Annotated in this window: 30 protein-coding genes; 2 read left to right on the top strand and 28 right to left on the bottom strand. The window is 54.3% G+C overall.

Translation table 11 applies throughout. The annotated features are described in order from the left end of the window. Positions 1-341: 341 nt before the first annotated feature. The 28 genes from secY to A3850_RS09690 all read right to left on the bottom strand — a co-directional run bounded on the left by secY (position 342) and on the right by A3850_RS09690 (position 20376). Positions 342-1715, bottom strand: a complete 1374-nt coding sequence (gene secY, locus A3850_RS09825; RefSeq protein ID WP_068216054.1) for a preprotein translocase subunit SecY — start codon at positions 1713-1715, stop codon at positions 342-344. A gap of 12 nt (positions 1716-1727) precedes the next feature. Beyond that, positions 1728-2174, bottom strand: a complete 447-nt coding sequence (rplO, locus tag A3850_RS09820) for a 50S ribosomal protein L15 (RefSeq protein WP_068216052.1) — start codon at positions 2172-2174, stop codon at positions 1728-1730. Between the two features lie 73 nt (positions 2175-2247). Then, on the bottom strand, positions 2248-2427 hold the full coding sequence (gene rpmD, locus A3850_RS09815; RefSeq protein ID WP_068216051.1) for a 50S ribosomal protein L30: 180 nt from the start codon (positions 2425-2427) through the stop codon (positions 2248-2250). 33 nt (positions 2428-2460) lie between these two features. Further along, entirely contained in the window at positions 2461-3024 is a 564-nt protein-coding gene (gene rpsE, locus A3850_RS09810; protein WP_076639938.1) for a 30S ribosomal protein S5, read from the bottom strand. 12 nt (positions 3025-3036) lie between these two features. Next, positions 3037-3390: a 50S ribosomal protein L18 gene (gene rplR, locus A3850_RS09805; protein ID WP_068216049.1), complete on the bottom strand. Its 354-nt coding sequence runs from the start codon at positions 3388-3390 to the stop codon at positions 3037-3039. A 39-nt stretch (positions 3391-3429) separates the two neighbouring features. Then, a complete protein-coding gene (rplF, locus tag A3850_RS09800) occupies positions 3430-3987 on the bottom strand; it encodes a 50S ribosomal protein L6 (RefSeq protein WP_068216047.1) in 558 nt (185 codons plus the stop codon). 69 nt (positions 3988-4056) lie between these two features. After that, positions 4057-4467: a 30S ribosomal protein S8 gene (rpsH, locus tag A3850_RS09795; protein WP_068216045.1), complete on the bottom strand. Its 411-nt coding sequence runs from the start codon at positions 4465-4467 to the stop codon at positions 4057-4059. 121 nt (positions 4468-4588) lie between these two features. Then, a complete protein-coding gene (gene rpsN / locus A3850_RS09790) occupies positions 4589-4858 on the bottom strand; it encodes a 30S ribosomal protein S14 (RefSeq protein WP_068216044.1) in 270 nt (89 codons plus the stop codon). 3 nt (positions 4859-4861) lie between these two features. Further along, a complete protein-coding gene (gene rplE / locus A3850_RS09785; protein WP_068216042.1) occupies positions 4862-5422 on the bottom strand; it encodes a 50S ribosomal protein L5 in 561 nt (186 codons plus the stop codon). Beyond that, positions 5422-5781, bottom strand: a complete 360-nt coding sequence (gene rplX, locus A3850_RS09780; RefSeq protein ID WP_068216040.1) for a 50S ribosomal protein L24 — start codon at positions 5779-5781, stop codon at positions 5422-5424. Before rplX ends, rplE begins: the two co-directional genes overlap by 1 nt. A gap of 55 nt (positions 5782-5836) precedes the next feature. After that, positions 5837-6205 (bottom strand): 50S ribosomal protein L14, encoded by a 369-nt coding sequence (gene rplN / locus A3850_RS09775; protein ID WP_068216038.1) that lies wholly within the window; start codon positions 6203-6205, stop codon positions 5837-5839. Between the two features lie 24 nt (positions 6206-6229). Continuing rightward, a complete protein-coding gene (gene rpsQ, locus A3850_RS20415; RefSeq protein ID WP_076639971.1) occupies positions 6230-6520 on the bottom strand; it encodes a 30S ribosomal protein S17 in 291 nt (96 codons plus the stop codon). A 144-nt stretch (positions 6521-6664) separates the two neighbouring features. After that, a complete protein-coding gene (rpmC, locus tag A3850_RS09765; RefSeq protein ID WP_068216036.1) occupies positions 6665-6925 on the bottom strand; it encodes a 50S ribosomal protein L29 in 261 nt (86 codons plus the stop codon). A 60-nt stretch (positions 6926-6985) separates the two neighbouring features. After that, positions 6986-7405 carry a 50S ribosomal protein L16 gene (gene rplP, locus A3850_RS09760; protein ID WP_068216034.1) on the bottom strand — a complete coding sequence of 140 codons (420 nt, stop codon included), beginning with the start codon at positions 7403-7405 and terminating at the stop codon, positions 6986-6988. A 422-nt stretch (positions 7406-7827) separates the two neighbouring features. Further along, on the bottom strand, positions 7828-8586 hold the full coding sequence (gene rpsC, locus A3850_RS09755) for a 30S ribosomal protein S3 (RefSeq protein WP_068216032.1): 759 nt from the start codon (positions 8584-8586) through the stop codon (positions 7828-7830). A gap of 2 nt (positions 8587-8588) precedes the next feature. Next, positions 8589-8975, bottom strand: coding sequence for a 50S ribosomal protein L22 (rplV, locus tag A3850_RS09750; RefSeq protein WP_068216030.1), 387 nt, complete (start codon positions 8973-8975; stop codon positions 8589-8591). 179 nt (positions 8976-9154) lie between these two features. Then, a complete protein-coding gene (rpsS, locus tag A3850_RS09745) occupies positions 9155-9424 on the bottom strand; it encodes a 30S ribosomal protein S19 (protein WP_068216029.1) in 270 nt (89 codons plus the stop codon). Between the two features lie 3 nt (positions 9425-9427). Next, positions 9428-10264 carry a 50S ribosomal protein L2 gene (rplB, locus tag A3850_RS09740; RefSeq protein WP_068216027.1) on the bottom strand — a complete coding sequence of 279 codons (837 nt, stop codon included), beginning with the start codon at positions 10262-10264 and terminating at the stop codon, positions 9428-9430. A gap of 158 nt (positions 10265-10422) precedes the next feature. Then, the gene (gene rplW / locus A3850_RS09735) at positions 10423-10719 is read right to left on the bottom strand and encodes a 50S ribosomal protein L23 (protein ID WP_068216025.1); all 297 of its coding nucleotides are present in this window, start codon (positions 10717-10719) and stop codon (positions 10423-10425) included. Between the two features lie 72 nt (positions 10720-10791). After that, positions 10792-11415, bottom strand: coding sequence for a 50S ribosomal protein L4 (rplD, locus tag A3850_RS09730; protein ID WP_068216023.1), 624 nt, complete (start codon positions 11413-11415; stop codon positions 10792-10794). Between the two features lie 61 nt (positions 11416-11476). Beyond that, positions 11477-12097 (bottom strand): 50S ribosomal protein L3, encoded by a 621-nt coding sequence (gene rplC, locus A3850_RS09725; RefSeq protein ID WP_068216021.1) that lies wholly within the window; start codon positions 12095-12097, stop codon positions 11477-11479. Between the two features lie 264 nt (positions 12098-12361). Then, positions 12362-12670 (bottom strand): 30S ribosomal protein S10, encoded by a 309-nt coding sequence (rpsJ, locus tag A3850_RS09720; RefSeq protein ID WP_068216020.1) that lies wholly within the window; start codon positions 12668-12670, stop codon positions 12362-12364. Positions 12671-12786: 116 nt separating this feature from the next. Continuing rightward, the gene (gene fusA, locus A3850_RS09715) at positions 12787-14922 is read right to left on the bottom strand and encodes an elongation factor G (RefSeq protein ID WP_068216018.1); all 2136 of its coding nucleotides are present in this window, start codon (positions 14920-14922) and stop codon (positions 12787-12789) included. Between the two features lie 111 nt (positions 14923-15033). Continuing rightward, positions 15034-15510 carry a 30S ribosomal protein S7 gene (gene rpsG / locus A3850_RS09710; RefSeq protein ID WP_068216016.1) on the bottom strand — a complete coding sequence of 159 codons (477 nt, stop codon included), beginning with the start codon at positions 15508-15510 and terminating at the stop codon, positions 15034-15036. A 156-nt stretch (positions 15511-15666) separates the two neighbouring features. Then, positions 15667-16041: a 30S ribosomal protein S12 gene (rpsL, locus tag A3850_RS09705; RefSeq protein WP_068216014.1), complete on the bottom strand. Its 375-nt coding sequence runs from the start codon at positions 16039-16041 to the stop codon at positions 15667-15669. Between the two features lie 253 nt (positions 16042-16294). Further along, a complete protein-coding gene (locus tag A3850_RS09700; protein WP_068216012.1) occupies positions 16295-18412 on the bottom strand; it encodes a T9SS type A sorting domain-containing protein in 2118 nt (705 codons plus the stop codon). A 179-nt stretch (positions 18413-18591) separates the two neighbouring features. After that, positions 18592-19566: a signal recognition particle-docking protein FtsY gene (ftsY, locus tag A3850_RS09695; RefSeq protein WP_068216010.1), complete on the bottom strand. Its 975-nt coding sequence runs from the start codon at positions 19564-19566 to the stop codon at positions 18592-18594. 228 nt (positions 19567-19794) lie between these two features. Then, complete coding sequence (locus A3850_RS09690) at positions 19795-20376, bottom strand: HAD family hydrolase (protein ID WP_157501033.1); 582 nt, start codon at positions 20374-20376, stop codon at positions 19795-19797. Between the two features lie 279 nt (positions 20377-20655). Between A3850_RS09690 and A3850_RS09685 the strand changes: the two genes are divergently transcribed. Both A3850_RS09685 and A3850_RS09680 read left to right on the top strand, forming a co-directional pair. Then, the gene (locus A3850_RS09685) at positions 20656-21447 is read left to right on the top strand and encodes an alpha/beta fold hydrolase (RefSeq protein WP_197494028.1); all 792 of its coding nucleotides are present in this window, start codon (positions 20656-20658) and stop codon (positions 21445-21447) included. Positions 21448-21694: 247 nt separating this feature from the next. Beyond that, positions 21695-22543, top strand: coding sequence for a hypothetical protein (locus tag A3850_RS09680; protein WP_068216006.1), 849 nt, complete (start codon positions 21695-21697; stop codon positions 22541-22543). Positions 22544-22623 lie beyond the last annotated feature (80 nt).

Here is a 22623-nt window from a genome sequence, read left to right as displayed (position 1 = left end):
CCGGAACGAGACGAGAGAAGTGATTCAGACTTGTACGGCTACATCGACTTCCGACATCACGAATGTTCTCACCACGGTTAACCCTGAGACCTTGGCCCTCCCACCATCCACTTAGCTATGCGCCGACCTGTCTGTAACAGTTGTTCCGACAATGCTGAGATAAGAAGTCAAGAAGGATAATCTCAAGTAGGCGGGCTGAGGATTACGTACTGTCATTAGCAGCAGTGCCTGTATTGCCTAGCAACCACGAAAGGTGAACCAGAAAACCGGGAGGCCCGAAACGAAGAAAGCCTCCCCAACCGGATGGTTGGAGAGGCTTTCTTAATCTGTGGAGATGACGCTTAGAAGTCAGCTCCGAGGCTCTGCATGCGGCTACCGCTGTTGCGACCGACGACGGTTCCGTCCTGGACGAGTCCGTCATACTTACGCATAAGCAGGTAGCTATTGATCTGGTCGAGCGTATCAAGGACCACACCTACCATGATGATCAGGGAGGTACCACCGAAGAAGATGGCAAATGCCTGGTTCACGCCGAGGGTAGCTACGAGCGCCGGAAGGATAGCGATTAAACCGAGGATGATGGAACCTGGCAGCGTAATGCGGCTGGTGATGGCATCAATGTAAGCTTCGGTTTCTTCGCCACCGCGAACACCGGGAATGAAGGCATTCTGACGGCTGAGGTACTCCGTGTACTGGCCGGGGTTCACCACCAGGGCCGTATAGACGTAGGTGAAGATGACGACGAGGAAGAAGTAGACCACGTTGTACAACGGGCTCGTAAAGTCGTTGAACTGCTGTACCAACCAGGTGGCTTCAGCCTCAGGGCCACCGCCGAATCCCGCAAGGGATACTGGAAGTAGCATCAGCGCCTGAGCGAAGATGATCGGCATTACACCGGAAGCGTTAACCTTCAGCGGAATGTAGTCACGGTTAGTTGCGGTTGGCGCCGTGCTTTCACCACGGCCAACAGCACGTTGGGCGAATTGCAGTGGAATCTTCCGTACACCGGTGACGATCATGACCGTCAGTAAGGTTACGAGGAAGAAAGCCACCATCTCCAGAACGAAGACCAGGAGGCCACCGTTGGAGAACTTATCCTGTAATTCAAAACCAAGGGCTGCGGGAAGACCCACGATGATACCTACGGTGATGAGGAGGGATACACCATTACCAATACCACGGTCCGTGATCCGCTCACCCAGCCACATCGCGAAGATGGTACCGGTAGAAAGGATGACAATACCACTCAACCAGAAGATCGAGTCGGATACGGCGGCGGATTGGCCACCATTGGAGCTAATGTACGTAAGGTAACCGGCACCCTGCACGAGGGTAATCGCTACCGTAAGCGCACGGGTGATCTGGTTGATCTTCTTGCGGCCGGACTCCCCTTCGGTAGTCTGTAGCTTCTGGAAGTAAGGCACCGCGAAACCAAGGAGCTGAACGATGATACTCGCCGTGATGTATGGCATGATGCCCAGCGCCATGATGGACGCGTTGTTGAACGCACCACCAGTGAAGAGATTGATCAGACCCAGGAGATCCGTTGGGCTACCGGAGCCTTCGAGCTGAGCTTTCAGCGCGACGACATCAGCACCGGGGAGTACGATGTACGAACCCAGGCGGTAGATGGCGATGAGCAGCAACGTAAACAGGATGCGCTTACGGAGTTCCTCGATCGTCCAGATGTTTTTGAGCGTCTCAAAAAACTTCATGGGAAGGGAGTTTTAGGCGATAGTGATACTACCGCCAGCTTTTTCAATAGCTTCCTTGGCAGTATTGGAAGCAGCGTGGGCGCTGATCGTCAGCTTTGCGGAGATCTCACCAGTTCCGAGGACCTTCAAGAGGTCATTCTTCTTGATGATACCGGCAGCGTAGAGCGCAGCTGGAGTGATTTCCGTGAGGCCGTGCTTCTCGCTGATCGCCTGTAGGCGGCCCAGGTTGAGGGCAACGTACTCAGTGCGGTTCGGGCTGTTGAAGCCACGCTTTGGCAAACGCATCTGCAGCGGCATCTGGCCACCTTCGAAGTTACGCTTGCTCTTGTAACCAGAACGAGACTTAGCACCTTTGTGACCACGGGTCGAGGTACCGCCACGGCCGGAGCCCTGACCACGTGCAATACGCTTACCGGACTTCGTAGCGCCGGCGGCTGGTTTAAGATTGTTGAGTTCCATGACGGAATTATTTTAACGGGAACGTCCGGAGAAGATCATCGATCGGTGGAGACCACCGGGCGACAACATTTCCTTACGCTTCCTCTACTTTAACGAGGTGGCTTACTGCCTTTACCATTCCCATGACGACGGGGGTGTTCTCCCGCTCCACGGTCTGGTGCATACGCTTGAGACCAAGTGCCGCGATGGTAGCTTTCTGCTTTTTCGGGCGGTCGATAACGCTTTTGATCTGGGTAATTTTAACTTTAGCCATAGCTGCTATAGTATTTGCAGTCGGTCCTGAAGGTTACCCTTCGAACAACTTTTCCATTGAAATACCACGCTGCTTGGCAATTGCCATGGGGCTACGTAGCTTTTTAAGTGCATCGATGGTTGCCTTGATCACGTTGTGCGGGTTAGAAGAACCCTGTGATTTAGCGAGTACGTTGTTCACGCCAGCGATGTCGAGAACAGCGCGCATGGCACCGCCTGCAATTACACCCGTACCTTCGGAAGCGGGCTTGAGGAGCACCTTACCGGCACCGTACTTACCAAGCTGCTCGTGCGGGATAGTCCCTTTGTGCAGTGGCACCTTGATGATGCTCTTGCGAGCGTTGTCGGTAGCTTTCTGGATAGCTTCGGAGATGTCACGAGCTTTACCCATGCCATAACCGACTTTGCCTTTTCCGTCACCCACCACAACGATTGCGGCGAAGGTGAACGTACGGCCACCCTTGTTTACCTTGGTTACCCGGTTAAGGGCTACCATCTTTTCGCGCAGGTCAGACTCTTGCTGGTTACCATCTTTGCGACCGCCCTTGCGACCGTCACGGCGGTTACGTCCGCCGCCTGAATTTCTTTGCTCAGCCATAGTTAGGTTGATTTAGAATTTAAGGCCACCCTCGCGAGCACCGTTGGCGAGTGACTTAACACGCCCGTGAAAAAGATAGCCTCCCCGGTCGAAGAGGACGTTTTGGATACCCTTGGCGGCAGCACGTTCGGCGATCAGCTTACCTACGGCAGTTGCCTGAGCAGACTTATCACCTTCTTGCGCAACGGCAGCTTCGAAGCTGGAAGCGGAAGCGAGGGTAACGCCGTTTACATCATCGATGAGCTGGGCGTAAATGTATTTGTTGGAACGGTAGACGTTCAGACGCGGTTGGTCGGGCGTGCCGGAGATCTTCTTCCGTACACGGCTGTGGATCCGTTTCCTCCGCTTTAGTTTAGTTAGTTGCATTACTACTTGATTATTATCCCCTGCGGGGGTTAGGAAACCTTACTTCTTAGCGGCAGTCTTACCAGCTTTGCGGCGGAGTTCTTCACCGACAAACTTGATACCCTTGCCTTTGTACGGCTCCGGCTTGCGGAGTGAACGGATCTTCGCGGCAATCTGACCGACCAATTGCTTATCCGTGCTGGACAGCTTGATGACCGGAGCCTTACCCTTCGCGCTAACCGTTTCTACAGACACCTCTTCGGGGATGAGGAAGATAATTGGGTGAGAGTAGCCAAGCGTAAGCGTGAGCTGGTTGCCCTGGTTCTCAGCACGGTAACCGACACCTACTACCTCGAGCTCAAGCGTGTAGCCTTCAGTTACGCCAACGACCATATTGTCGATGAGCGAACGGTAAAGACCGTGGTAGCTGCGGTGGCGCTTAGAATTACTCGGGCGGGAAACAACGGCTTCACCGTCCTTTACCTCTACGGAGAGATCGGGGTGGACCTGCTGCGTGAGTTGGCCTTTAGGGCCTTTAACCGTCACCAAGTTGCCCTTGCTGACGTCGATGCTGACGCCGCTGGGAACGGTGATGGGATTTTTACCAATTCTGGACATATCCTGTATGGTTTGAGTCTTACGGTCAGAAGCCAAGGCTTCGCCTGCAGACGTGTTTCTATTGGTTGATTAGTAGACGTAGCAAAGAACCTCGCCTCCGATGTTGTCCTTACGCGCCTGCTTATCGGTCATGAGACCTTTAGAAGTGGACACGATGGCAATACCCAGACCGTTAATTACACGGGGTAGCGCATCCGCCTTGACGTAGCGACGAAGACCTGGCTTAGATACGCGGATCAACTTCCGAATAACGGGCGTGCGCGTGTCTTTCTCGTACTTAAGGGCCACGGAGATCTCTCCCTGGTTACCCTTGCCGGCGGTATCGTCGAACTTGTACTTGAGGATGTAACCTTGATCGTAAAGGATCTCGGTCATGCGCTTCTTCAGCTTGGAAGAAGGAATAGTGACTACGCGGTGACCGGCGATCTGCGCATTGCGCAGGCGGGTCAGGTAGTCAGCAATAGGATCAGTAACGGCCATGCCATTATAGATTTGCGCTCCGTGGTTTTCCCGGAATGGAACTACCGGAGCTGTTAAAAAGGCGACCTACGAAAGGTCGTAAAGTGAGTTTTGGTATGAGGGTAGTGACCCTCAGGGCCAACTACCAGGAAGCCTTGCGAACTCCCGGGATCTTGCCGTCAAGTGCCATTTCACGGAACTTGACCCGGCAGAGACCGAACTTACGCATGTAACCCTTAGGGCGACCGGTAAGACCACAGCGGTTGTGGAGACGGATTGGGTTGGAGTTGCGGGGAAGCTTATCGAGCTCGTCCCAGTTGCCTTCAGCCTTAAGCTGGGCACGCTTCTCAGCGTACTTGGCGACCATACGTTCGCGCTTGCGTTCCCGTGCGATTAGTGATTTACGTGCCATTGCTTAAGCGTTGTTTTGATTCTTGAAAGGAAGGCCGAGTGCCTTCAATAGCGCCATACCTTCAGCGTCGGTCTTAGCACTGGTCACGAAAGTGATATCGTAACCCGTCAGGTTAGCCACGTCGTCGAGGCTGATCTCCGGGAAGATGATTTGCTCCGTTACGCCAAAGGTGTAGTTACCACGGCCATCGAAGCTCTTATCGTTGATACCGCGGAAGTCACGTACCCGTGGGAGGGCAGTAGCGATGAGGCGATCGAGGAAGTCGTACATCTTCTCGCGGCGCAGGGTCACCTTAGCACCGATGCCCATGCCGTCACGCAGACGGAAGTTGGAGACAGATTTCTTTGACTTGGTAATCACTGCTTGCTGACCAGCTACGAGGGACATTTCCTTCACTGCGTTCTCAACGAGTTTCCGGTCCTGCGTGGCCTGACCAACACCCTGGTTGATACAGATCTTCAGCAGTGCGGGCACTTCCATGGAGCTCTTGTAATTGAACTCTTCCATCAGCTTACTACGAATCTCTTCGTCGTACTTCTTTTTCAGTCGGGGAGTATAGCTCATTACTTAATGATGTTTCCGTCACGCTTACCGTAGCGTACAAGTTTACCGTTATCATCTGCTTTACGGCCTACGCGAGTAGGCTGATCGTCGGCGGTCAGCAGCATCAGGTTACTTAGGTGAATGGAGGCAGCTTTCTCTACGATGCCACCCTGGTCGGTTTCCGTTGCGCGCTGGTGCTTTTTGCGAATGTTCACACCTTCGACGACGGCCCGGTTCTCAGCTACGAGTACTTCGAGTACTTCCCGTGGCCGAGATAGATCACGATCGGCGCCGGCGATTACTACCACCCGGTCACCCTTCTTGATCTTCAGCTTCGGCGCAAAGCGCTTCTGCTTATCTTTATAGGACTTGTTAGCCATTGTTATTTGTTATTGTGTTCGGAGCAATCGCTCCAAAACGGTTTGGGGGTGAGGCTTAAAGTACCTCGGGGGCGAGTGATACGATCTTCATGTAATCCTTATCACGAAGTTCACGAGCGACGGGGCCGAAAATACGGGTGCCACGGGGCTCTTCGTTTGCGTTAAGGAGTACAACTGCATTGTCGTCGAAGCGGATGTAAGAACCGTCCTTACGGCGGATCTCCTTACGTGTGCGAACAACAACGGCGCGGGATACCGAACCTTTCTTTACGTTTCCACCCGGGGCAGACTCCTTGACGGAGATAACGATCTGGTCGCCGATGCTGGCATAGCGACGCTTAGAGCCGCCAAGTACGCGAATACAGAGTACCTCTTTGGCACCGCTGTTATCGGCTACGCGTAACCGTGATTCCTGTTGGATCATGAGTAGCTAGTTTTGGGTGGTTAATTACTTGGCTTTTTCGATGACCTCCACCAAACGCCAGCGCTTGCGGCGGCTAAGGGGGCGGCACTCCATGATGCGAACCAAATCACCAATCTGGCAATCGTTGTTCTCGTCGTGGGCGATCAGCTTCTTTGATTTCTTTACGTACTTACCGTAGATGGGGTGCTGGAGGCGACGCTGGATAGTAACACTGATGGTCTTGTCCATCTTGTTACTAGCGACGAGCCCAACGCGGCTCTTACGTTCGTTGCGGTCAGATGATACTACTTCTTCCTCGGTGGCAAAATAGTTCACGGCGCCGCTAACGGCTTCGGTAACTGTTTCGGCAGCTGTAGTGACTGTTTCAACAGCAGCGCCTACAACTTCTCCTGCAGCTTCAGCGATGTTCTCAATGAGACCGCCTTCTTGCTCTTTATTTTCCTCGTTGCTCATGCTTGATTACTTTTTACGACGACGTCTTTGAATCTGGTCACGCTTGGCGAGCTCCTCGGGAGCCATGGCCTCAAGTTCGCGACGGCGAATTTCGGTTTTGATACGAGCAAGGTCACGACGGACCGTGCGCAGTTGAAGAGGGTTCTCGATACCGCTGACGGTATGATCGAACTTCATTTTGTCCAGGCTGGAGGCAGTGTCGTTCAGCTGTTCCTGAAGATCAGCATCGGACGCACTACGCAGCTCGACGGATTTGTTACTGGCCATAGTATTATGGTTTTGCCGCACTTCGGTGACACCGGCAGCGGACTTGGGATTTATTGTTGGTTAACCTACGTAGTCGAGGCGAGTGACGATACGCGTCTGAACTGGCAACTTCTGAGCGGCGAGGCGGAGGGATTCCTCGGCAACTTCGCGCGATACGCCATCCAATTCGAACATGATGCGGCCCGGCTGAACGTTAGCTACGTAGTAATCAAGGGCACCTTTACCCTTACCCATACGTACCTCCAACGGCTTGCTGGTAATGGGCTTGTCCGGGAAAATGCGGATCCACACCTTACCCTCACGCTTCATATTACGCGTCATGGCAATACGTGCAGCTTCAATCTGGCGGCTGGTGATACGGCCGATATCGAGACTCTTCAGGCCGAAGGTTCCAAAATCTACCTTGTTACCACGCTGAGCAAGGCCACGGTTGCGGCCCTTCTGCTGCTTGCGATATTTCGTTCTTTTAGGCTGTAACATCTTAGTTAATTTATTCTCTCCCAGCACATTGAGACTGAGCGAAAACGACAAATTTTGTGGGCAAATGACTGAAAATCCATCATTTACACCTCGACTTTACCCGAGGTTCTCCTTAGAGCGGGGCAAAGGTAGGATTTTTTGTTGACCCGTAAAAGGGAAAGACTGCATTCTTTCCCCGTTTGGTCATAAAAGAAAACAAGTTGGCGCTTCCGGTATGACCGGAAGCGCTTCCTTGCTTCTTTGTCGGAACTCAGCGCAAGCAGTCGCTTGATGATCTTCCTTTTCGATATTGCTCTCGCCTACGGCGGTTGAGTCAGTCAGTGCGGCAGAACCGCTAGTAAGTGATAGGCCGTCAGCCCATCTTGTGCTGAATGAAGGGATCGGCGTTTACGCCAATCACCATTCATTCGGTCAGGTGATCATTAGCGGCGTCCGCCACCACCACCACGGCGGTCTCCACGGCCTCCGCCACGGCGGTCACCACGATCGCCACGGCCACCACCACGGCGGTCACCGCCTTTGGTTGCGAGGCCAGCGTTCGGGTTGAGGTCACGCTTACCGAGTACCTCTCCCTTACAGAGCCATACTTTGATACCAATACGTCCGTAAACGGTGTGCGCTTCTTTATGAGCGTAGTCGATATCGGCGCGGAAAGTATGGAGCGGCGTACGGCCTTCCTTAAATTCCTCCGTCCGGCTCATGTCCGAGCCGTTCAAGCGACCGGAGATACGCACCTTGATGCCTTCGGCGGATGCGCGCATCGTTGACTGAATACTGGTCTTGATTGCGCGGCGGTAGTTGATCCGCGCTTCGATCTGCTTGGCGATGGATTCCGCAACGATCGTAGCGTCAAGTTCCGGCTTACGGATCTCAATGATGTTGATCTGGATGTCCTTCTTCGTCAGGCGGCGAAGCTCTTCGCGAATCTGATCGATCTCGCTACCACCCTTACCAATAATGATACCGGGGCGGCTGGTGTGGATCGTCAGCGTTACCCGCTTCAGTGTACGCTCGATGATGATGCGTGCGATACCACCCTTTTCGATCCTTGAACCGAGGTAAGTGCGCAGTTTTTCATCTTCGATGACGTTGGCGGCGTAGTCCTTGTCAGCAAACCAGTTGCTGTCCCAGCCACGAATGTAACCGAGGCGGTTACCAATTGGATTAGTCTTTTGTCCCATGATTATGCTTCGATCTCTTCGTTAGTGGAAACCTCGGGAAGCGCAATCTGATTGGCGACTTTGAGGGTGATGTGGCAGCTGTGCTTGCGGATGCGGTGCGCACGGCCGTGTGGAGCCGGGCGGAAGCGCTTGATCTGCGCGCCTGCGTCGGCAAATGCTTCGGTAACTACGAGGTCGTAATCATCAGCGGCTTCGGTGCCACCAGCTTTTACTTCCCAGTTTGCTACTGCGGTCAGAAGATTCTTCTTCAACCAAATGGCGGCCTCCTGCTTGGAGAAGTCCAGGATACCAATGGCATCACTGACTTTTTTACCGCGAATCAGATCCACGACCAGCCGCATCTTGCGGACGGACATCGGGATGCTGTTTAACTTAGATACTGCTTCCATTATTGGATAATTTCGAGGGAACGGGTTAGTAAACCGGGCGGGGTGACCCACGAGGATCTACTCTACCTTCACTCGTTTAACAATAGGCGCTGCCGCGGGTGCAAAGCTCGGTTGCAAGTAGTAGGGATTGACCGTATTACTTGCCCTCCAACTTCGCACCAGCGTTAGCGCCAGATTAATTACTTCTTCTTGCCACCGTGGCCGCGGAATGAGCGGGTTGGGGCGAATTCACCGAGTTTGTGGCCAACCATGTTCTCCGTGACGTAGACGGGGACGTGGGTTTTGCCATTGTGAACGGCGATGGTCAGACCTACCATATCGGGGATGATCATGGAAGAGCGGGACCAGGTTTTGATCATGCTCTTACGGCCACCACCTTCCTGGGCCTTGACGACCTTTTCGTAAAGACGGTGAAAAACGTAAGGGCCTTTCTTAAGCGAACGTGCCATAGATTATTTCTTGTTCTTGGTCTTGCGACGGGTGATGATCAATTTGTTGCTTGCCTTGTTGACGTTGCGCGTCTTCTGGCCTTTGGCCATGATACCCGTACGTGAGCGCGGGTGACCACCAGAAGCGCGACCTTCGCCACCACCCATGGGGTGATCGACAGGGTTCATGGCTACACCACGAACGCGAGGGCGCTTGCCAGCCCAACGGTTACGGCCAGCCTTACCAGCTACCGTGAGACCGTGGTCCGGATTAGATGTCGTACCGATAGTAGCACGGCAGGTCTTCAGGATACGGCGAACCTCACCGGAGGGGAGTTTCACGGAGACGAAGCGGCCTTCCTTACCCATCAGCGTGCCGTTAGTACCGGCGGAGCGAGCGAGGGCAGCACCCTTACCTGGCTGTAGTTCGATGGCGTGAATGGGAGAACCCAGCGGCACATCGGCTAGGAAGAGTGTATTACCCGTAGTGGGTGCGGCGTCGGCGCCAGAGGAGATCTGATCACCTACCTTCAGGCCCTGCGGAGCGATGATGTAAGTTTTCTTACCATCCGTGTACTCCAGCAGTGCGATGAAAGCGGTACGGTTGGGATCATACTCAATGGTCTTGACCGTGGCCATGACTCCGTCGTGGTTACGGCGGAAGTCGATGATACGGTAACGACGCTTGTGACCACCACCACGCTGGCGGACGGTCATTTTACCGGTACGGTTCCGGCCACCACTCTTTTTGAGGGGTGCCAGGAGCGACTTCTCCGGCTTGTCTCCCGTCAGCTCGTCGAATTTGTTTCCGACGTGGAAGCGGGAACCCGGCGATACGGGCTTAAACTTCTTGATTGGCATTATTGCTCAAATTGTCCCGGTAGATCTCGGAGTATGCACTGATTCCGGAAGAACCAGTATAACAGAATTTGGAATCGACGCCTCTTTCTGCCTCCCCACCTACCGGTGGTTATTAATGGAGGGGAGGCCCGGTGCAAGCACCAGCCCTCCCCTATCGATTATGCTTCGTTGTAAAGATCGATGGTCTCACCTTCAGCCAAAGTGACGATGGCTTTCTTGAAGGCGGGAACGCGACCGCGCAGGATACCGGACTTGGTAGAACGGTTCTTGGCCTTACCCGGCATGATGGCCGTGTTGACGCGGTTCACCGTGACGCCGTAGCGTGCTTCGATGGCGTTCCGGATCTCGATCTTATTAGCTGTCTTCGCTACTACGAACGAGTAGTGATTCTGGCTTTCTGAAAGCAGCTCAGCCTTCTCGGATACGACCGGCTTGATTAAGATTTGCTTAGACATGTTAGTTGTAGTTAAGTAGCTCGGAATAATTGTCCACCGCTCGCTGAGCCGCGGATTAGATCATCGCCGTGCTTAGTTGAACTGCTCTTTCAGTTTTTCAATGGCACCTTCAGCGATGAGGACCGTACCGGCCTTCATGACATCGTAGGTATTGAGTTCGGAAACCGCGACCACTTCGCTACCCTTGAGGTTGCGGGCGGAACGGTAGACGTAGTTATCTTTCTCAGCGGTAACGAGCAACACCTTACCGGTGAGCTCCTGTGCGTTGAGGAAAGACACGTAGTCCTTGGTTTTGGGGGCATCAAACTTAAGGTCTTCTACCACTTTTACGGAGCCCGACTGGGCTTTCGTAGTAAGAGCGGAAGCACGGGCCAGTTGCTTGACCTTCTTGTTCAGCTTGATATTGTAAGTGCGGGGACGTGGACCGAAGACCCGGCCACCACTGCGGAAGAGTGGGTTCTTGATGTCACCCTTACGGCTACCACCGGTGCCTTTCTGGCGGTGTAGCTTCTTGGTGGAACCGGCGATCTCACCGCGTTCTTTTGCTTTGTGCGTACCCTGGCGCTGTGCGGCCAGGTAAGCCTTTACGGCCAGGTATACGGCGTGCTCGTTGGGCTCAACGCCAAAGATGTTGGCGGGCAGTTCTACCTCACGGCCTACATCACCGCCCTTAGCGCTTTGAACTTGGAGTTTCATGTTGCAGATATTTATGATCTACCTAAAGCCTCACCTATGTGAGTTTTAGCTAGGGGGATGATTATTTGTGGAGGATTACGGTTCCGCCTTTGGGGCCGGGAACGGCACCCTTTACGAGGATCAGGTTTTTGTCCGCGAAGATGCGCAGGACTTTGAGACCCTTGATGGTTACGCGAGTGCCACCGTCACGGCCGGCCATACGCATACCCTTGAATACCCGCGCGGGGTAGGAAGCAGCACCGATCGAACCAGGAGCACGTTGGCGGTTATGCTGACCGTGAGTAGCGTCGTTCACACCTTTGAAGTTGTGGCGCTTGACGACACCCTGGAAGCCTTTACCCTTTGAGGTACCGACAGCAGCGCAAGTATCACCTTCGGCGAATACCTCGTCCACAGTTACGGTCTCACCGAGTGCTTTTTCGATGTCCATATCGCGGAACTCAACCACTTCAGCCTTGGGGCTGGTGTTGGCGGCGGCGAAGTGGCCAGCGAGCTGCTTGCTCACGGACTTCTCTTTCTTGTCGCCGTAAGCGAGCTGGAGGGAGTTGTACTTATCCGAATCGTTGGTCTTGACCTGCGTAACTACGCAAGGGCCAGCTTCGATTACGGTACAGGCGACGTTGCGGCCTGCTTGGTCGAAGATGGAGGTCATCCCGACTTTTTTACCAATAATACCGTTCATTGGTCTTGAGTTATAGTATCACCCCTTAGCGGAAATGCCGTAGCGGGCGATAGTATTCCTCTACCCGTAGGTTTACGGGTTGGGGAACAGTTGAAAAATGCCCTCTCACGATTGCCGTGAAAGGAAGTTGATTGTGGTTACACTGACTTTACCCTGATATTTTCCGTTTTCGCGGTCTGTGCGAAAGTCTGGCGTAAGCGACCCAAAGGGAGCGTCGGCTGACTTTTGCGCAGACATCAACGCGCAAATGAAAAATAGCAGATTTTAGGTCAGCTTAACCTGGATGTCTACACCACTAGGGAGTTCGAGCTTGGAAAGCGCGTCCACCGTTTTTTGGTTGGGGGTGTAGATCTCAATCAGCCGCTTATGCGTGCGCAATTGAAACTGCTCCCGAGACTTCTTATTGACGTGCGGTGACCGCAGGACAGTGTAGATGTCTTTTTCGGTGGGCAGCGGAATCGGGCCAGTAACGATGGCCCCACTGTTCTTTACGGTCTTGACGATCTTCTCGGTGGACTTGTCCACGAGGTTATGATCGTAAGAACGCAGTTTGATGCGAATTTTCTGATTCATGCCAGTTTGTAATTTTTCAAAGAAAAGAGGTTACGCGGCTTTCCGGTAACCGTAGAGTTTAAAGACTTCCAGCCCCGTCGCGATGGCACGCGACGGAGCTGGAAGAGAGGGTTGCATTATGCGTCAGCGCCTTTAGCTTCCTTGATCACCTCGTCAGCGATGCCCTTGGGAGCTTCGTTGAAGTGGCTGAAGGTCATGGAAGAGTTGGCACGGCCAGAAGTGATCGTACGTAAGTCGGTTACGTAACCGAACATGTTTGCGAGGGGCACTTCGGCGGTGATCCGTACGGCACCACCGTTCATGGGCTCCTGTCCTTTCGGCAGGCCACGGCGGCGGTTGAGGTCACCGATTACGTTACCGGTGTACTCTTCGGGGGTGACGATGACGACCTCCATGATGGGCTCCAGCAACTTGGGGTTACACTGCTTGGCGGCGGCTTTGAAACCTTCCTTCGCACAGAGTTCGAAAGCGAGGGGCTTGGAGTCAACGGAGTGCATACCACCGTCGTAAACCTTCACCTTCATGCTGTCGATGTTGTAACCGGCCAGGATGCCGTTCTTCATCATGGACTGGAAACCGTCCTTGATTGGCTTCTGGTAGTTCTTATCGATGGCACCACCAACGATGGCCCACTCGAATTGCATGTTTTCCTTACCGGATTTGAACTCTTCGCTGTCGAGGAACTCCTGATCGGCGGGGCCGAGGGTGAAGCTCATGTCGGCGAAGAGACCAGAACCACCGGACTGCTTCTTGAGGCGCTCACGGTGATCAACCGTGTTGAACAGCGCTTCTTTGTAAGTTACCTGTGGCGCACCAACGTTGGCTTCCACTTTGAACTCACGCTTGAGGCGGTCGACGATGATTTCGAGGTGAAGCTCACCCATACCGGAAATTACGGTCTGGTTGGTGTCCTCGTCGTACTTCACGGTGAAGGTGGGGTCCTCTTCCGCCAGTTTGGCCAGGGCCATACCGAGCTTATCAAGGTCCTTCTGCGTTTTGGGCTCTACGGCTACACCGATAACGGGATCGGGGAAGACCATGGATTCCAGCACGATGGGGTTAGCCTCGTCACAAAGCGTATCACCGGTACGGATGTCCTTGAAACCTACGGCAGCGGCGATGTCACCGGCTTCCACTTTGTCAATCTGCTCCTGCTTGTTAGCGTGCATCTGGTAGAGGCGGGAGATCCGCTCCTTGTTGCCAGACCGGGTGTTCTTTACGTAAGAACCAGCTTCCAGCTTACCGGAGTAAACGCGCATGAAGGCCAGGCGACCTACGAAGGGGTCAGTAGCGATCTTGAACGCGAGAGCTGCAAACGGCTCATTTACGTCGGGCTTGCGGAAGAGCTCCTGCTCCTCGTCGTCGGGGTGCGTACCACGGACCGGCGGGATATCCACTGGGCTGGGCAGGTAAGCACACACGGCATCGAGAACGGCCTGTACACCTTTGTTCTTAAAGGCAGAACCACACATCATTGGTACAAAAGCAGCGTCGGTGACGGCGTCACGAACAGCTTTGCGTACTTCTTCAACGGTGATGGACTCAGGATCTTCGAAGTACTTCTCGAGGAGGCTTTCGTCGTATTCAGCAACAGCTTCGAGCAGTTTCTCACGCCATTCGTCAACGATGTCGACGAGTTCTTCTGGCATATCGATCACTTCGAAGGTCATACCCTGGTCGTGCTCGTTCCAGACGATGGCCTGCATGGTGATGAGGTCAACTACGCCCTTGAAACGCTCTTCGGCGCCAATGGGGATCTGCAGTGGGATGGACTTAGAGCCCAGCTTTTCTTCCACGTCTTTTACTACGCTGAGGAAGTCAGCACCGGAGCGGTCCATCTTGTTGACGAATCCAATACGGGGAACCTTGTAGTTGTCCGCAAGGCGCCAGTTGGTTTCTGACTGAGGCTCTACACCGGATACGGCGCAGAAAAGGAATACGAGACCATCGAGTACCCGGAGTGAACGGTTTACCTCAACGGTAAAGTCAACGTGACCGGGGGTGTCGATGATGTTAAATACGTAGTCCTGATCTTTCCACTTCCAGTTGGTGTGGGTAGCAGCGGAGGTAATGGTGATACCACGCTCCTGCTCCTGCTCCATCCAGTCCATGGTAGCGGCACCGTCGTGCACCTCACCAATCTTGTGGCTGATGCCCGTGTAGTAAAGAATGCGTTCGGTCGTAGTTGTCTTACCGGCATCAATGTGCGCGGCAATGCCGATGTTTCTGGTGTATTTAAGATCCGTAGCCATGGTTGGTTGGATTAGTAGATTAGGATTTAGTAGAGTAGTACGGTAGTCGGGTAGTCGGGTAGTAGCGCATATTATGCGGGTACTACCCTACTACTAGACTACCCTACTAATTTAGCGACCGTAGTGGGCGAAGGCGCGGTTAGACTCGGCCATCTTGTGCGTTTCTTCCTTACGCTTCACGGCCATGCCTTCGTTGCGGCTGGCGGCGAGTAGCTCGGCGGACAGCTTTTCGGCCATACCCTTACCGGAGCGAGAGCGGGCGAAGCGGATCAACCACTTCATGCCGATGCTCATCTTGCGCTTGGCGCGGATCTCGGTTGGGATCTGGAAAGTAGCACCACCGATACGCTTGGAGCGTACTTCGACCTGTGGCATGGCGTTGTTCAACGCGCGCTTCCATACTTCGTGCTCGTCGATCTCTTCGTTGGCGACGCGCTCTTTGATGAGGTCCATCGCTTCGTAGAAGACACGGAATGCAGTACTCTTCTTACCGGAGAGCATGAGCATGTTAACGAATTGAGTTACTACGGGGTCTCCGTAACGGGGGTCGGGTGCAATGACCCGAACTTTTGGTTTTCTTTTACGCATAGCTTAATCGCTTCAGATGGCGGGCTTACCCCGCCAAATGGCCACCTATGCTGAGGTGGCTCATCTTACTTAAGAATATTGTTGAGAAGTAGCTCGTGCAGTAGACGCTGCCGGGGGGCAAACGTCACAGTACGCGCCGGGAGTTGCCTCCTTGGATTATTTCTTGGGGCGCTTGGCACCGTACTTGGAACGGGCCTGGCGGCGGTTGGCTACACCAGCCGTATCGAGTGCACCACGGACGATGGTGTAACGTACACCAGGAAGGTCCTTCACACGACCACCGCGGATCAGTACGATACTGTGCTCCTGGAGGTTGTGGCCTTCACCGGGGATGTAGGCGATGACTTCGATACCGTTCGTAAGACGAACCTTTGCTACTTTCCGGAGGGCCGAGTTCGGCTTCTTAGGAGTGGTAGTGTAAACACGCGTACATACGCCGCGCTTCTGTGGACATGCGTCCAGGGCCCGAGAGTTGCTCGTTTCCGTGATTTGCTTGCGCCCTTTACGCACAAGTTGATTAATTGTAGGCATACGTTTATTTGCTTTATGACGCTTTCTTTTTTACCAGAGGCCTACCTCCTTCAAAAGCGAGCGCAAAGGTAAGGACTATTTTGTTTATTTCCTAGTACGCAAGCAAGTGTGAGAATTAAATTCCTTCACCCAATACGCACAGCCTACCGTGCGGCTCCCCTCGGTAGGGTCTGACCTTCCTAAATAGCTTGATACTAGACTTTTAGACGCCCTCTTTTTCCTCGGTCCTACGTTTGGCACCCGCGGCCGCGCCCTACTTCCGGACGAAACGTTTGACGACCAATTCACCCGCGATGACCGTCCGAATGGTGTAGATGCCCGGGCTGAGCGTGGCAACATTTACCGTCACCCGATCGGCGACCGGGGCAATTTGCCGAATCACCTCACGCCCACGTGCGTCCAGGACCGTCAAGACGCCCGGCGAGGAACCCGCAACGAACTGCAACTGCAGTTCCTCCCCCACCGGATTTGGGAATACCCGTACATCCGTCAATACTTTGTCGCGCTGGAGTTGGATGATTGCCGAAGTAGCGACGCTTCCGTCCAGATCTACCGTATTCAGGCGGTAGAAAGCGGTCGCCAGTGGAGAGTTATCGGTAATGGTATAAGTAGTAGCGGCGGAGGTGTTGGCCGCGGGCTCGTTGGCGATCGTTTCCCAACCTGAGGTACCGTTTGCGCTCCGCATCACCGCGAAGTGGCTAACCCCCACCTCGCTGGCGGTAATCCAGCTAATCTCATTGGTCTTCGGTCTCACCAGACCGGAGAAGTCGACCAATTCAGCGGGAAGATTTGCTTCGGCCTGAACACAGAAAACGGCTGTACCAAAGTCGTTATCCCCCCGGTCGTAAACGCGTAGCGTGTATTGTGCCCCGATAGTCATGCCTTCTAGCGTAACCGACCGGCCAGTACCGTTTACGGTTTTGCAGTCAATCTCCGTACCGCCATCGAGGCAATTCAGTTCATTGACGGAAAGGGCCAGCGTACTGAAGGGGTTCTCCTGCACCGTCACCTCCAGAGTATTAGTAGGTGCCGTAAATACGTAAAAGAGATCTCCCCCACGGTAAGTCCCGCAAGATGGATCGATGGGGTATTCGCTGGTTCCCGTGTTCCAATTTTTAGCCTCGTTGAGCAGATCGCAAGAACCCGGATCGTTAATCAGGAGGTCGCGGCTCGTGTCACAAGTCTGGTTGTCTGCGGGGCAATACACGTCCACGGTTTCCGATTTATCGCAAGCTGTAGAAATCTGGTTGAGGGCGGTAAACGTAGCCTGTCCCTCAAGTGGGAAGGCAGCGGTGGTGTCCGAACCAGTGCTCTTGAAGACCAGCGTATCGTTCGTTAAGTCATTAACGATGAGCAGGGAATCGCCGCCGCCCAGATCGAATGCGGTGGCTACCACCTGAGCGCCCACCGTTTCACATTCATCGAAAATGACGCTGTAGCGCACGAAGGGTGGCGAGCAGATGGCCTCCTGCAGACAAAAATCGAAGGTGCCCGACGAGGTCGGTCCTTCCAGGTACAAACGCAGCAGGTAAACCTGACCAAGGTTGAAGGGGCTAAGTGGATTAAGTACTTCCCGCCCCGAGCCGTTGCTTCCGATACTGAAACTACACGCTAATTCTACCCCGGAGCAACCATCGTGCAAACTGTAACCCAACCCAGTAGCGGAGCCAGTCGTTGCGATCAAATTAGCATAATCGGCAATCACGTACTCGGAAGTGGCCTGAAAACGGTACCAACCATCATCGTTATTACTCGTCAGGGCGCAGGCACTGCTGGGCGACTGCGTACGGGAGAAGTTCTGGGTGGATAGGTTGGTATAGGCACAGCCACCGGGGATTTGTACAAAGATTTCTTCCGCCTCGGCGCATTCGTCATTGCGTTGGTAGGCCTGAATGCCAAACTCGAAGGTTCCCCCACCGTCTGCGCCCTGGGTGAAGACCCGCATATTATAGGTCTCTCCGGGGATGAGTGGGGTCAGCAGGTCCACGATATCGCTACCGGTCACGCCGTCGCCAAAATTGAAGTTACAGGCCACTTCTTCGCCGTCGCACCCCGCGTAGATCGCGTAACCAATACCGGTTGATCCGGCGGGAATGACGGCGTTGCGGTAGCGGAAAATGATCCCATCGGAGCCGGCGACGAAGGAATACCACAAGTCATCGTCACCACTGGCACTGGTACAGCCAGGGGCGGGGACGGAGCCACTGGCATCCCGGGTATCAACGGCGTAGTAATTCGTGGTACCGAATGTAGGTACGGCCACCGGGGTGGCGTTCGCGCATTCGTCATTTACGGGAGTGGCCCCCTGGGCGTGTACACCGAGGGGGAGCACCAGGCCGGTAAAGGCCAGGAGGGCAAAAACGAACTTCATGTCAGTATCAGTTGGGGCGCACCCCGAAAAGTAGGTGAGGATGGCCAAGCGAATTAGTTGGGATTATAAACTCAAAAGCATCCCGAACCGCGGGAATCACCGGCTAAGGTGGCAATTTACCGGCGGATACGCCAACAAATAGCTACCAAAATGTAGCCGTCCCTACGCTTAGCCCGTGTTTATACCTTCATCTCGTCTCCAAACAGGCTTTCCACGAAGGCCTTCTTATTAAAGATCTGGAGGTGATCGATTCCTTCCCCCACGCCGATATAGCGGATGGGCACTTTAAAGGTATCGGTGATCCCGATAGCTACGCCGCCCTTAGCCGTACCGTCAAGTTTGGTCAGCGCCAGGGCCGTCACGTCGGTGGCCTCAGTGAAAGCTTTGGCCTGTTCGATGGCGTTTTGCCCGGTGGTTGCGTCCAGCACGAGGAGGACCTGGTGGGGAGCGGAGGGCAGGGCCTTAGTGACGCTGCGTTTGATCTTCGACAGCTCCTTCATCAGGTTAAACTTGGTGTGGAGGCGCCCGGCCGTATCGATGATGGCTACGTCCATCTTATTATCAATGGCGTACTTCGTAGTTTCGTAGGCCACGGCCGCAGGGTCGGTATACATTCCCTTGGAGTAGAATTCACAGCCAACGCGTTCGCTCCAGATCTTGAGCTGGTCCACGGCGGCAGCGCGGAAAGTATCGGCGGCGCCAAGGACCACTTTATGGCCCTTTTTCTGATACTGGTGGGCGATCTTCCCGATCGTGGTGGTCTTCCCTACCCCATTCACGCCGACGACCAGGATGATGGCCGGGCCGTCTCCGGTGACGGGTGGCAATTCGTAATCTTCGTAGTCCTGGGCGTTGTTCTCGGCCAGCAGTTCCACGATCTCGTCGCGCAGGATCTGGTGCAGCTCGCTGGTGTTGACGTACTTATCCTCCGCCACACGGGCTTCGATGTTCTCAATGATCTTGACGGTGGTATCCAAACCGACGTCGCTGGTGATCAGCACGTTCTCTAATTCGTCAAGCACCTCCTCGTCCACGGTATCCTTGCCGGCCACGGCGCGGCTGATCTTATCAAAAAAACCGGTCTTGGTTTTTTCGAGGCCCTTATCGAGGTCCTCTTTCTTTTCTTTATTGAAAAACTTATTGAAAAAGCTCATGCGCAGAATGCTGGTTTCCGGTTACGGTGCGGCCATTACATCATTTCGATCAGGGCGCTGCCGCAGGTGCCGGGTAAATGGGAACGGGACAAAGGTAACGCGGGGAATCGCGATATAGTTAGGGACCCAATCTGTGAAAAGAGGCTAACGACAATGGATAGTTAGGTTGCCGATGCCCTTCCGCAATTAGGATGTACTTAACCAGGAGCTACTCCTAAAATAAAGGGTCTACCCGTTAGAGCCGGCGCCACCAGCAGCCGCAAGTTGGGGCACCTCGTCGAGTAGATAATTGACGATCTGGATGGTATTGTCCAGCAAGGCCCGGCACGGCGTGGAGTTGAGCACTTCGTAGCTGTGTTTCCCACTCGTCACACCAAGGTTAAGGCGTACTTGGGCCTGGGTGCCGAAGTTCAGCAGGTCTGGCGTATCGGCGATAAGGGTTACTTGGTGGGGGTCCGAGACTCCGGCCAGGTCCATGGCCTGCCGGATTGGGTTCTCCCCCACCCCTTGTTCAGGTACGACTGCCTGAATGAGTTGGTCACCACCTAATTCCCAGGAAAGGCGCTCTAGGAGGATATTAGTACCGGCTTCGTCAAAGTCACTCAGGAGGGCGATCCGGACCTGGCGCTTTCTCAGCCAGCGGAAGGTAGCCTCAATCTGTGGGGCTAGCTCCAGGGAGGCCGTCCGCAAATGGTTACGCAGGGAACGCGGGATCCGGACGCATACATCCTGCAAGTGGAAGATGGCTAAGCGGACGGGGGGGAAACGTTCACCCCGGGTTTCAGAAAAAGGATAGGTATCAATGGACACTTCGGAAGACTTAGTGAAAGCGATTGCAAGTTGGCAAACGGGCTGAGGTAAATGCCTGTGGTGGAAGGCATCCGCAATATCGCCACCCCAACCGCCGCGCACAAGCTACTTTGGCACAGGTAATTAAAACGTAGGCCGAATTTAATACTGGCTTAATCTTAAGGTCTAGATTCAGGCGGGTCTTTGCGTTCACTTAACCTGGCCCGCCCGGTAAAGCGCGAACATTAGCCCCGCTCCTTGCACTATCATGTATCTTCGTTGCCCACAAAAGCCACCGCCTTGACTGATACGATCCATTACGACCTCGTCCACGCCGGCCCGGATAAGGACTGGGTGGTGTTCATCCACGGGGCGGGCGGTTCGTCGGTCACCTGGAAGCACCAGGTCACGGCTTTTCAGGGGGAGTACAACCTTTGCCTACTGGACCTGCGGGACCATGGATCGAGCAAGAACGTGCAGCCTCCGTACGAGAGTTACACCTTCGACATCGTAACCAACGACGTGCTCAAGGCCCTAGACGAAGCCAAGATCGAGCGGGCTCACTTCATGTCGCTCAGCCTCGGTAGCATCATCCTGCAGCGACTGGATGCCCGGCGGCCGGAGATGATCCAATCCATGATCATGGTCGGTGGCGTGTTTAAAGCGGATTGGCGCATCAAGAGCTTCGCCCACAGTGGAAAGTTCCTAAGCTACTTCATCCCTTTCCGGTGGATCTACGATTCCTTCATCATCATCGTGATGCCGCGCAAGAACCACGCCTTCAGCCGGAAGATGTACCGGCGGCAATCCAAGAAGCTCGCCCCGGGGGAATTCCTGAAGTGGCTGGGTCTGTACCGCGATTTCTTTAGCGTCGTCCGGGCCTTCTACGAACGCCCCCTGCAGCGCCCTACCCTCTTGGTGATGGGGGAGCAGGATCATGTCTTCCTTGATGCAGCCCAGCGTTACGCCGACAAGCACGCTCCCACGGCGGAGTTGGCCGTGATGCAGGGCCGTGGCCACCTTTGTAATCTGGAGGATAAGGTGGGGTTCAATAAGATCGTCCTGGACTGGTTAGGGCAGCTGCCTCGGTAATTCCGTTCGTCTCCATCTTTCCGCAATAAAGGTTCTTCTTCCGTATCAACTTTTCCTGGAAGGAGGAGGCACCCTATTTCACTGCGTTTTTGCTTCCCCCTCACCTTGCACCTGCGGCAGCGCCCAATGTTAGACTGGTACTTAGTTGAGATACCCTGAATCTATGATTAGCCACTAGCCAAGCCGGCAAAAAAGCGTCTGAAATCTTGCTGCTTGTTGGCTACCTTCGCCTGCCTAAACTTCAGCTATGTTATTGATTGCGGATGCCGGCTCGACGAAGGCGGACTGGGCCTGGGTGGCCAAAGACGGAGAAAGCTCTTACGCCCATACGAAGGGTTTCAACCCCGTCGTTCACCCCCGTGATTTGTTACAGGGTGAAGTGGAAAAATTGAGTAGCGAATTACTACCCAACCTCAAGCCGACAGAGATCCACTACTACGGCGCGGGTTGTTGGGACTACACCCGCAAGCTCCCCATCCGCGAAGTGCTGCAGGCAGCCTACCCCACAGCGGAGATCACCGTAATGCACGACCTGCTCGGTGCCGCCCGGGCCAGTTGTGGCTCCGAGCCAGGCATCGCCTGCATCCTCGGTACCGGTAGCAACACCTGTTTGTACGATGGCCGGGACGTGGTGGACAACGTAACCAACCTCGGCTTCATGCTGGGCGACGAAGGGAGCGGGAGCCACATCGGTAAAGCCTTCCTGCGGGCCTATTTCTACCGGGAACTGGACAATGACATCCGGGACGCCTTCGAGGAACACATCAAGATCGATAAGTCGGATATTCTGGACAATATCTACGGATCGCCGATCCCGAACACCTACATGGCCAGCTTTACGCGCTTTATGGGGGAGCACCTGGATCACCCCCTCGTCCAAAAGATCGTTTTTGACAGCTTCGGTGAATTCCTGGACCGCCACGTGCGCAAGTACGAGGGCCACCTGAACGTACCCGTTCACTACATTGGTTCCATCGCCTACCACTTCAAGACCATCCTGCAGGCGGCGATGGCGGAGCGTAACTTGAAGATGGGACGCTTCGTCCATAAACCCATCGAAGCCCTGGCCAATTTCCACCGGCGAACAATGCACTAAGCACCGGTCATGGTTACGGTATTTTTTGGCTGAAGGGCCGGCCCACTCGCTGGCGGATAACCGACAGTAACTAACCTTCG

The sequence above is a fragment of the Lewinella sp. 4G2 genome, from assembly GCF_001625015.1.
Classification (GTDB): Bacteria; Bacteroidota; Bacteroidia; order Chitinophagales; family Saprospiraceae; genus Neolewinella.
The sequence above is the reverse complement of the archived record's forward strand: the minus strand, read 5'-3'. Positions and strand labels throughout refer to the sequence as shown.

Coding starts and splice junctions, on each gene's coding strand:
- A3850_RS09680 (WP_068216006.1), top strand. CDS start 21,695: ATGTTATTGATTGCGGATGCCGGCTCGACGAAGGCGGACTGGGCCTGG.
- rplP (WP_068216034.1), bottom strand. CDS start 7,405: ATGTTACAGCCTAAAAGAACGAAATATCGCAAGCAGCAGAAGGGCCGC.
- rplE (WP_068216042.1), bottom strand. CDS start 5,422: ATGAGCTATACTCCCCGACTGAAAAAGAAGTACGACGAAGAGATTCGT.
- fusA (WP_068216018.1), bottom strand. CDS start 14,922: ATGGCTACGGATCTTAAATACACCAGAAACATCGGCATTGCCGCGCAC.
- rpmD (WP_068216051.1), bottom strand. CDS start 2,427: ATGGCTAAAGTTAAAATTACCCAGATCAAAAGCGTTATCGACCGCCCG.
- secY (WP_068216054.1), bottom strand. CDS start 1,715: ATGAAGTTTTTTGAGACGCTCAAAAACATCTGGACGATCGAGGAACTC.
- rplV (WP_068216030.1), bottom strand. CDS start 8,975: ATGGAAGCAGTATCTAAGTTAAACAGCATCCCGATGTCCGTCCGCAAG.
- rplF (WP_068216047.1), bottom strand. CDS start 3,987: ATGTCCAGAATTGGTAAAAATCCCATCACCGTTCCCAGCGGCGTCAGC.
- rpmC (WP_068216036.1), bottom strand. CDS start 6,925: ATGGCCAGTAACAAATCCGTCGAGCTGCGTAGTGCGTCCGATGCTGAT.
- rplN (WP_068216038.1), bottom strand. CDS start 6,205: ATGATCCAACAGGAATCACGGTTACGCGTAGCCGATAACAGCGGTGCC.
- A3850_RS09700 (WP_068216012.1), bottom strand. CDS start 18,412: ATGAAGTTCGTTTTTGCCCTCCTGGCCTTTACCGGCCTGGTGCTCCCC.
- rpsL (WP_068216014.1), bottom strand. CDS start 16,041: ATGCCTACAATTAATCAACTTGTGCGTAAAGGGCGCAAGCAAATCACG.
- rplW (WP_068216025.1), bottom strand. CDS start 10,719: ATGTCTAAGCAAATCTTAATCAAGCCGGTCGTATCCGAGAAGGCTGAG.
- rplO (WP_068216052.1), bottom strand. CDS start 2,174: ATGGAACTCAACAATCTTAAACCAGCCGCCGGCGCTACGAAGTCCGGT.
- rpsH (WP_068216045.1), bottom strand. CDS start 4,467: ATGGCCGTTACTGATCCTATTGCTGACTACCTGACCCGCCTGCGCAAT.
- rpsC (WP_068216032.1), bottom strand. CDS start 8,586: ATGGGACAAAAGACTAATCCAATTGGTAACCGCCTCGGTTACATTCGT.
- rpsS (WP_068216029.1), bottom strand. CDS start 9,424: ATGGCACGTTCGCTTAAGAAAGGCCCTTACGTTTTTCACCGTCTTTAC.
- rpsN (WP_068216044.1), bottom strand. CDS start 4,858: ATGGCACGTAAATCACTAATCGCACGGGAACGCAAGCGCGAACGTATG.
- rplB (WP_068216027.1), bottom strand. CDS start 10,264: ATGCCAATCAAGAAGTTTAAGCCCGTATCGCCGGGTTCCCGCTTCCAC.
- rpsJ (WP_068216020.1), bottom strand. CDS start 12,670: ATGAATCAGAAAATTCGCATCAAACTGCGTTCTTACGATCATAACCTC.
- rplR (WP_068216049.1), bottom strand. CDS start 3,390: ATGCAACTAACTAAACTAAAGCGGAGGAAACGGATCCACAGCCGTGTA.
- ftsY (WP_068216010.1), bottom strand. CDS start 19,566: ATGAGCTTTTTCAATAAGTTTTTCAATAAAGAAAAGAAAGAGGACCTC.
- rplX (WP_068216040.1), bottom strand. CDS start 5,781: ATGGCTAACAAGTCCTATAAAGATAAGCAGAAGCGCTTTGCGCCGAAG.
- rpsE (WP_076639938.1), bottom strand. CDS start 3,024: ATGGCTGAGCAAAGAAATTCAGGCGGCGGACGTAACCGCCGTGACGGT.
- rplD (WP_068216023.1), bottom strand. CDS start 11,415: ATGAAACTCCAAGTTCAAAGCGCTAAGGGCGGTGATGTAGGCCGTGAG.
- rplC (WP_068216021.1), bottom strand. CDS start 12,097: ATGAACGGTATTATTGGTAAAAAAGTCGGGATGACCTCCATCTTCGAC.
- rpsG (WP_068216016.1), bottom strand. CDS start 15,510: ATGCGTAAAAGAAAACCAAAAGTTCGGGTCATTGCACCCGACCCCCGT.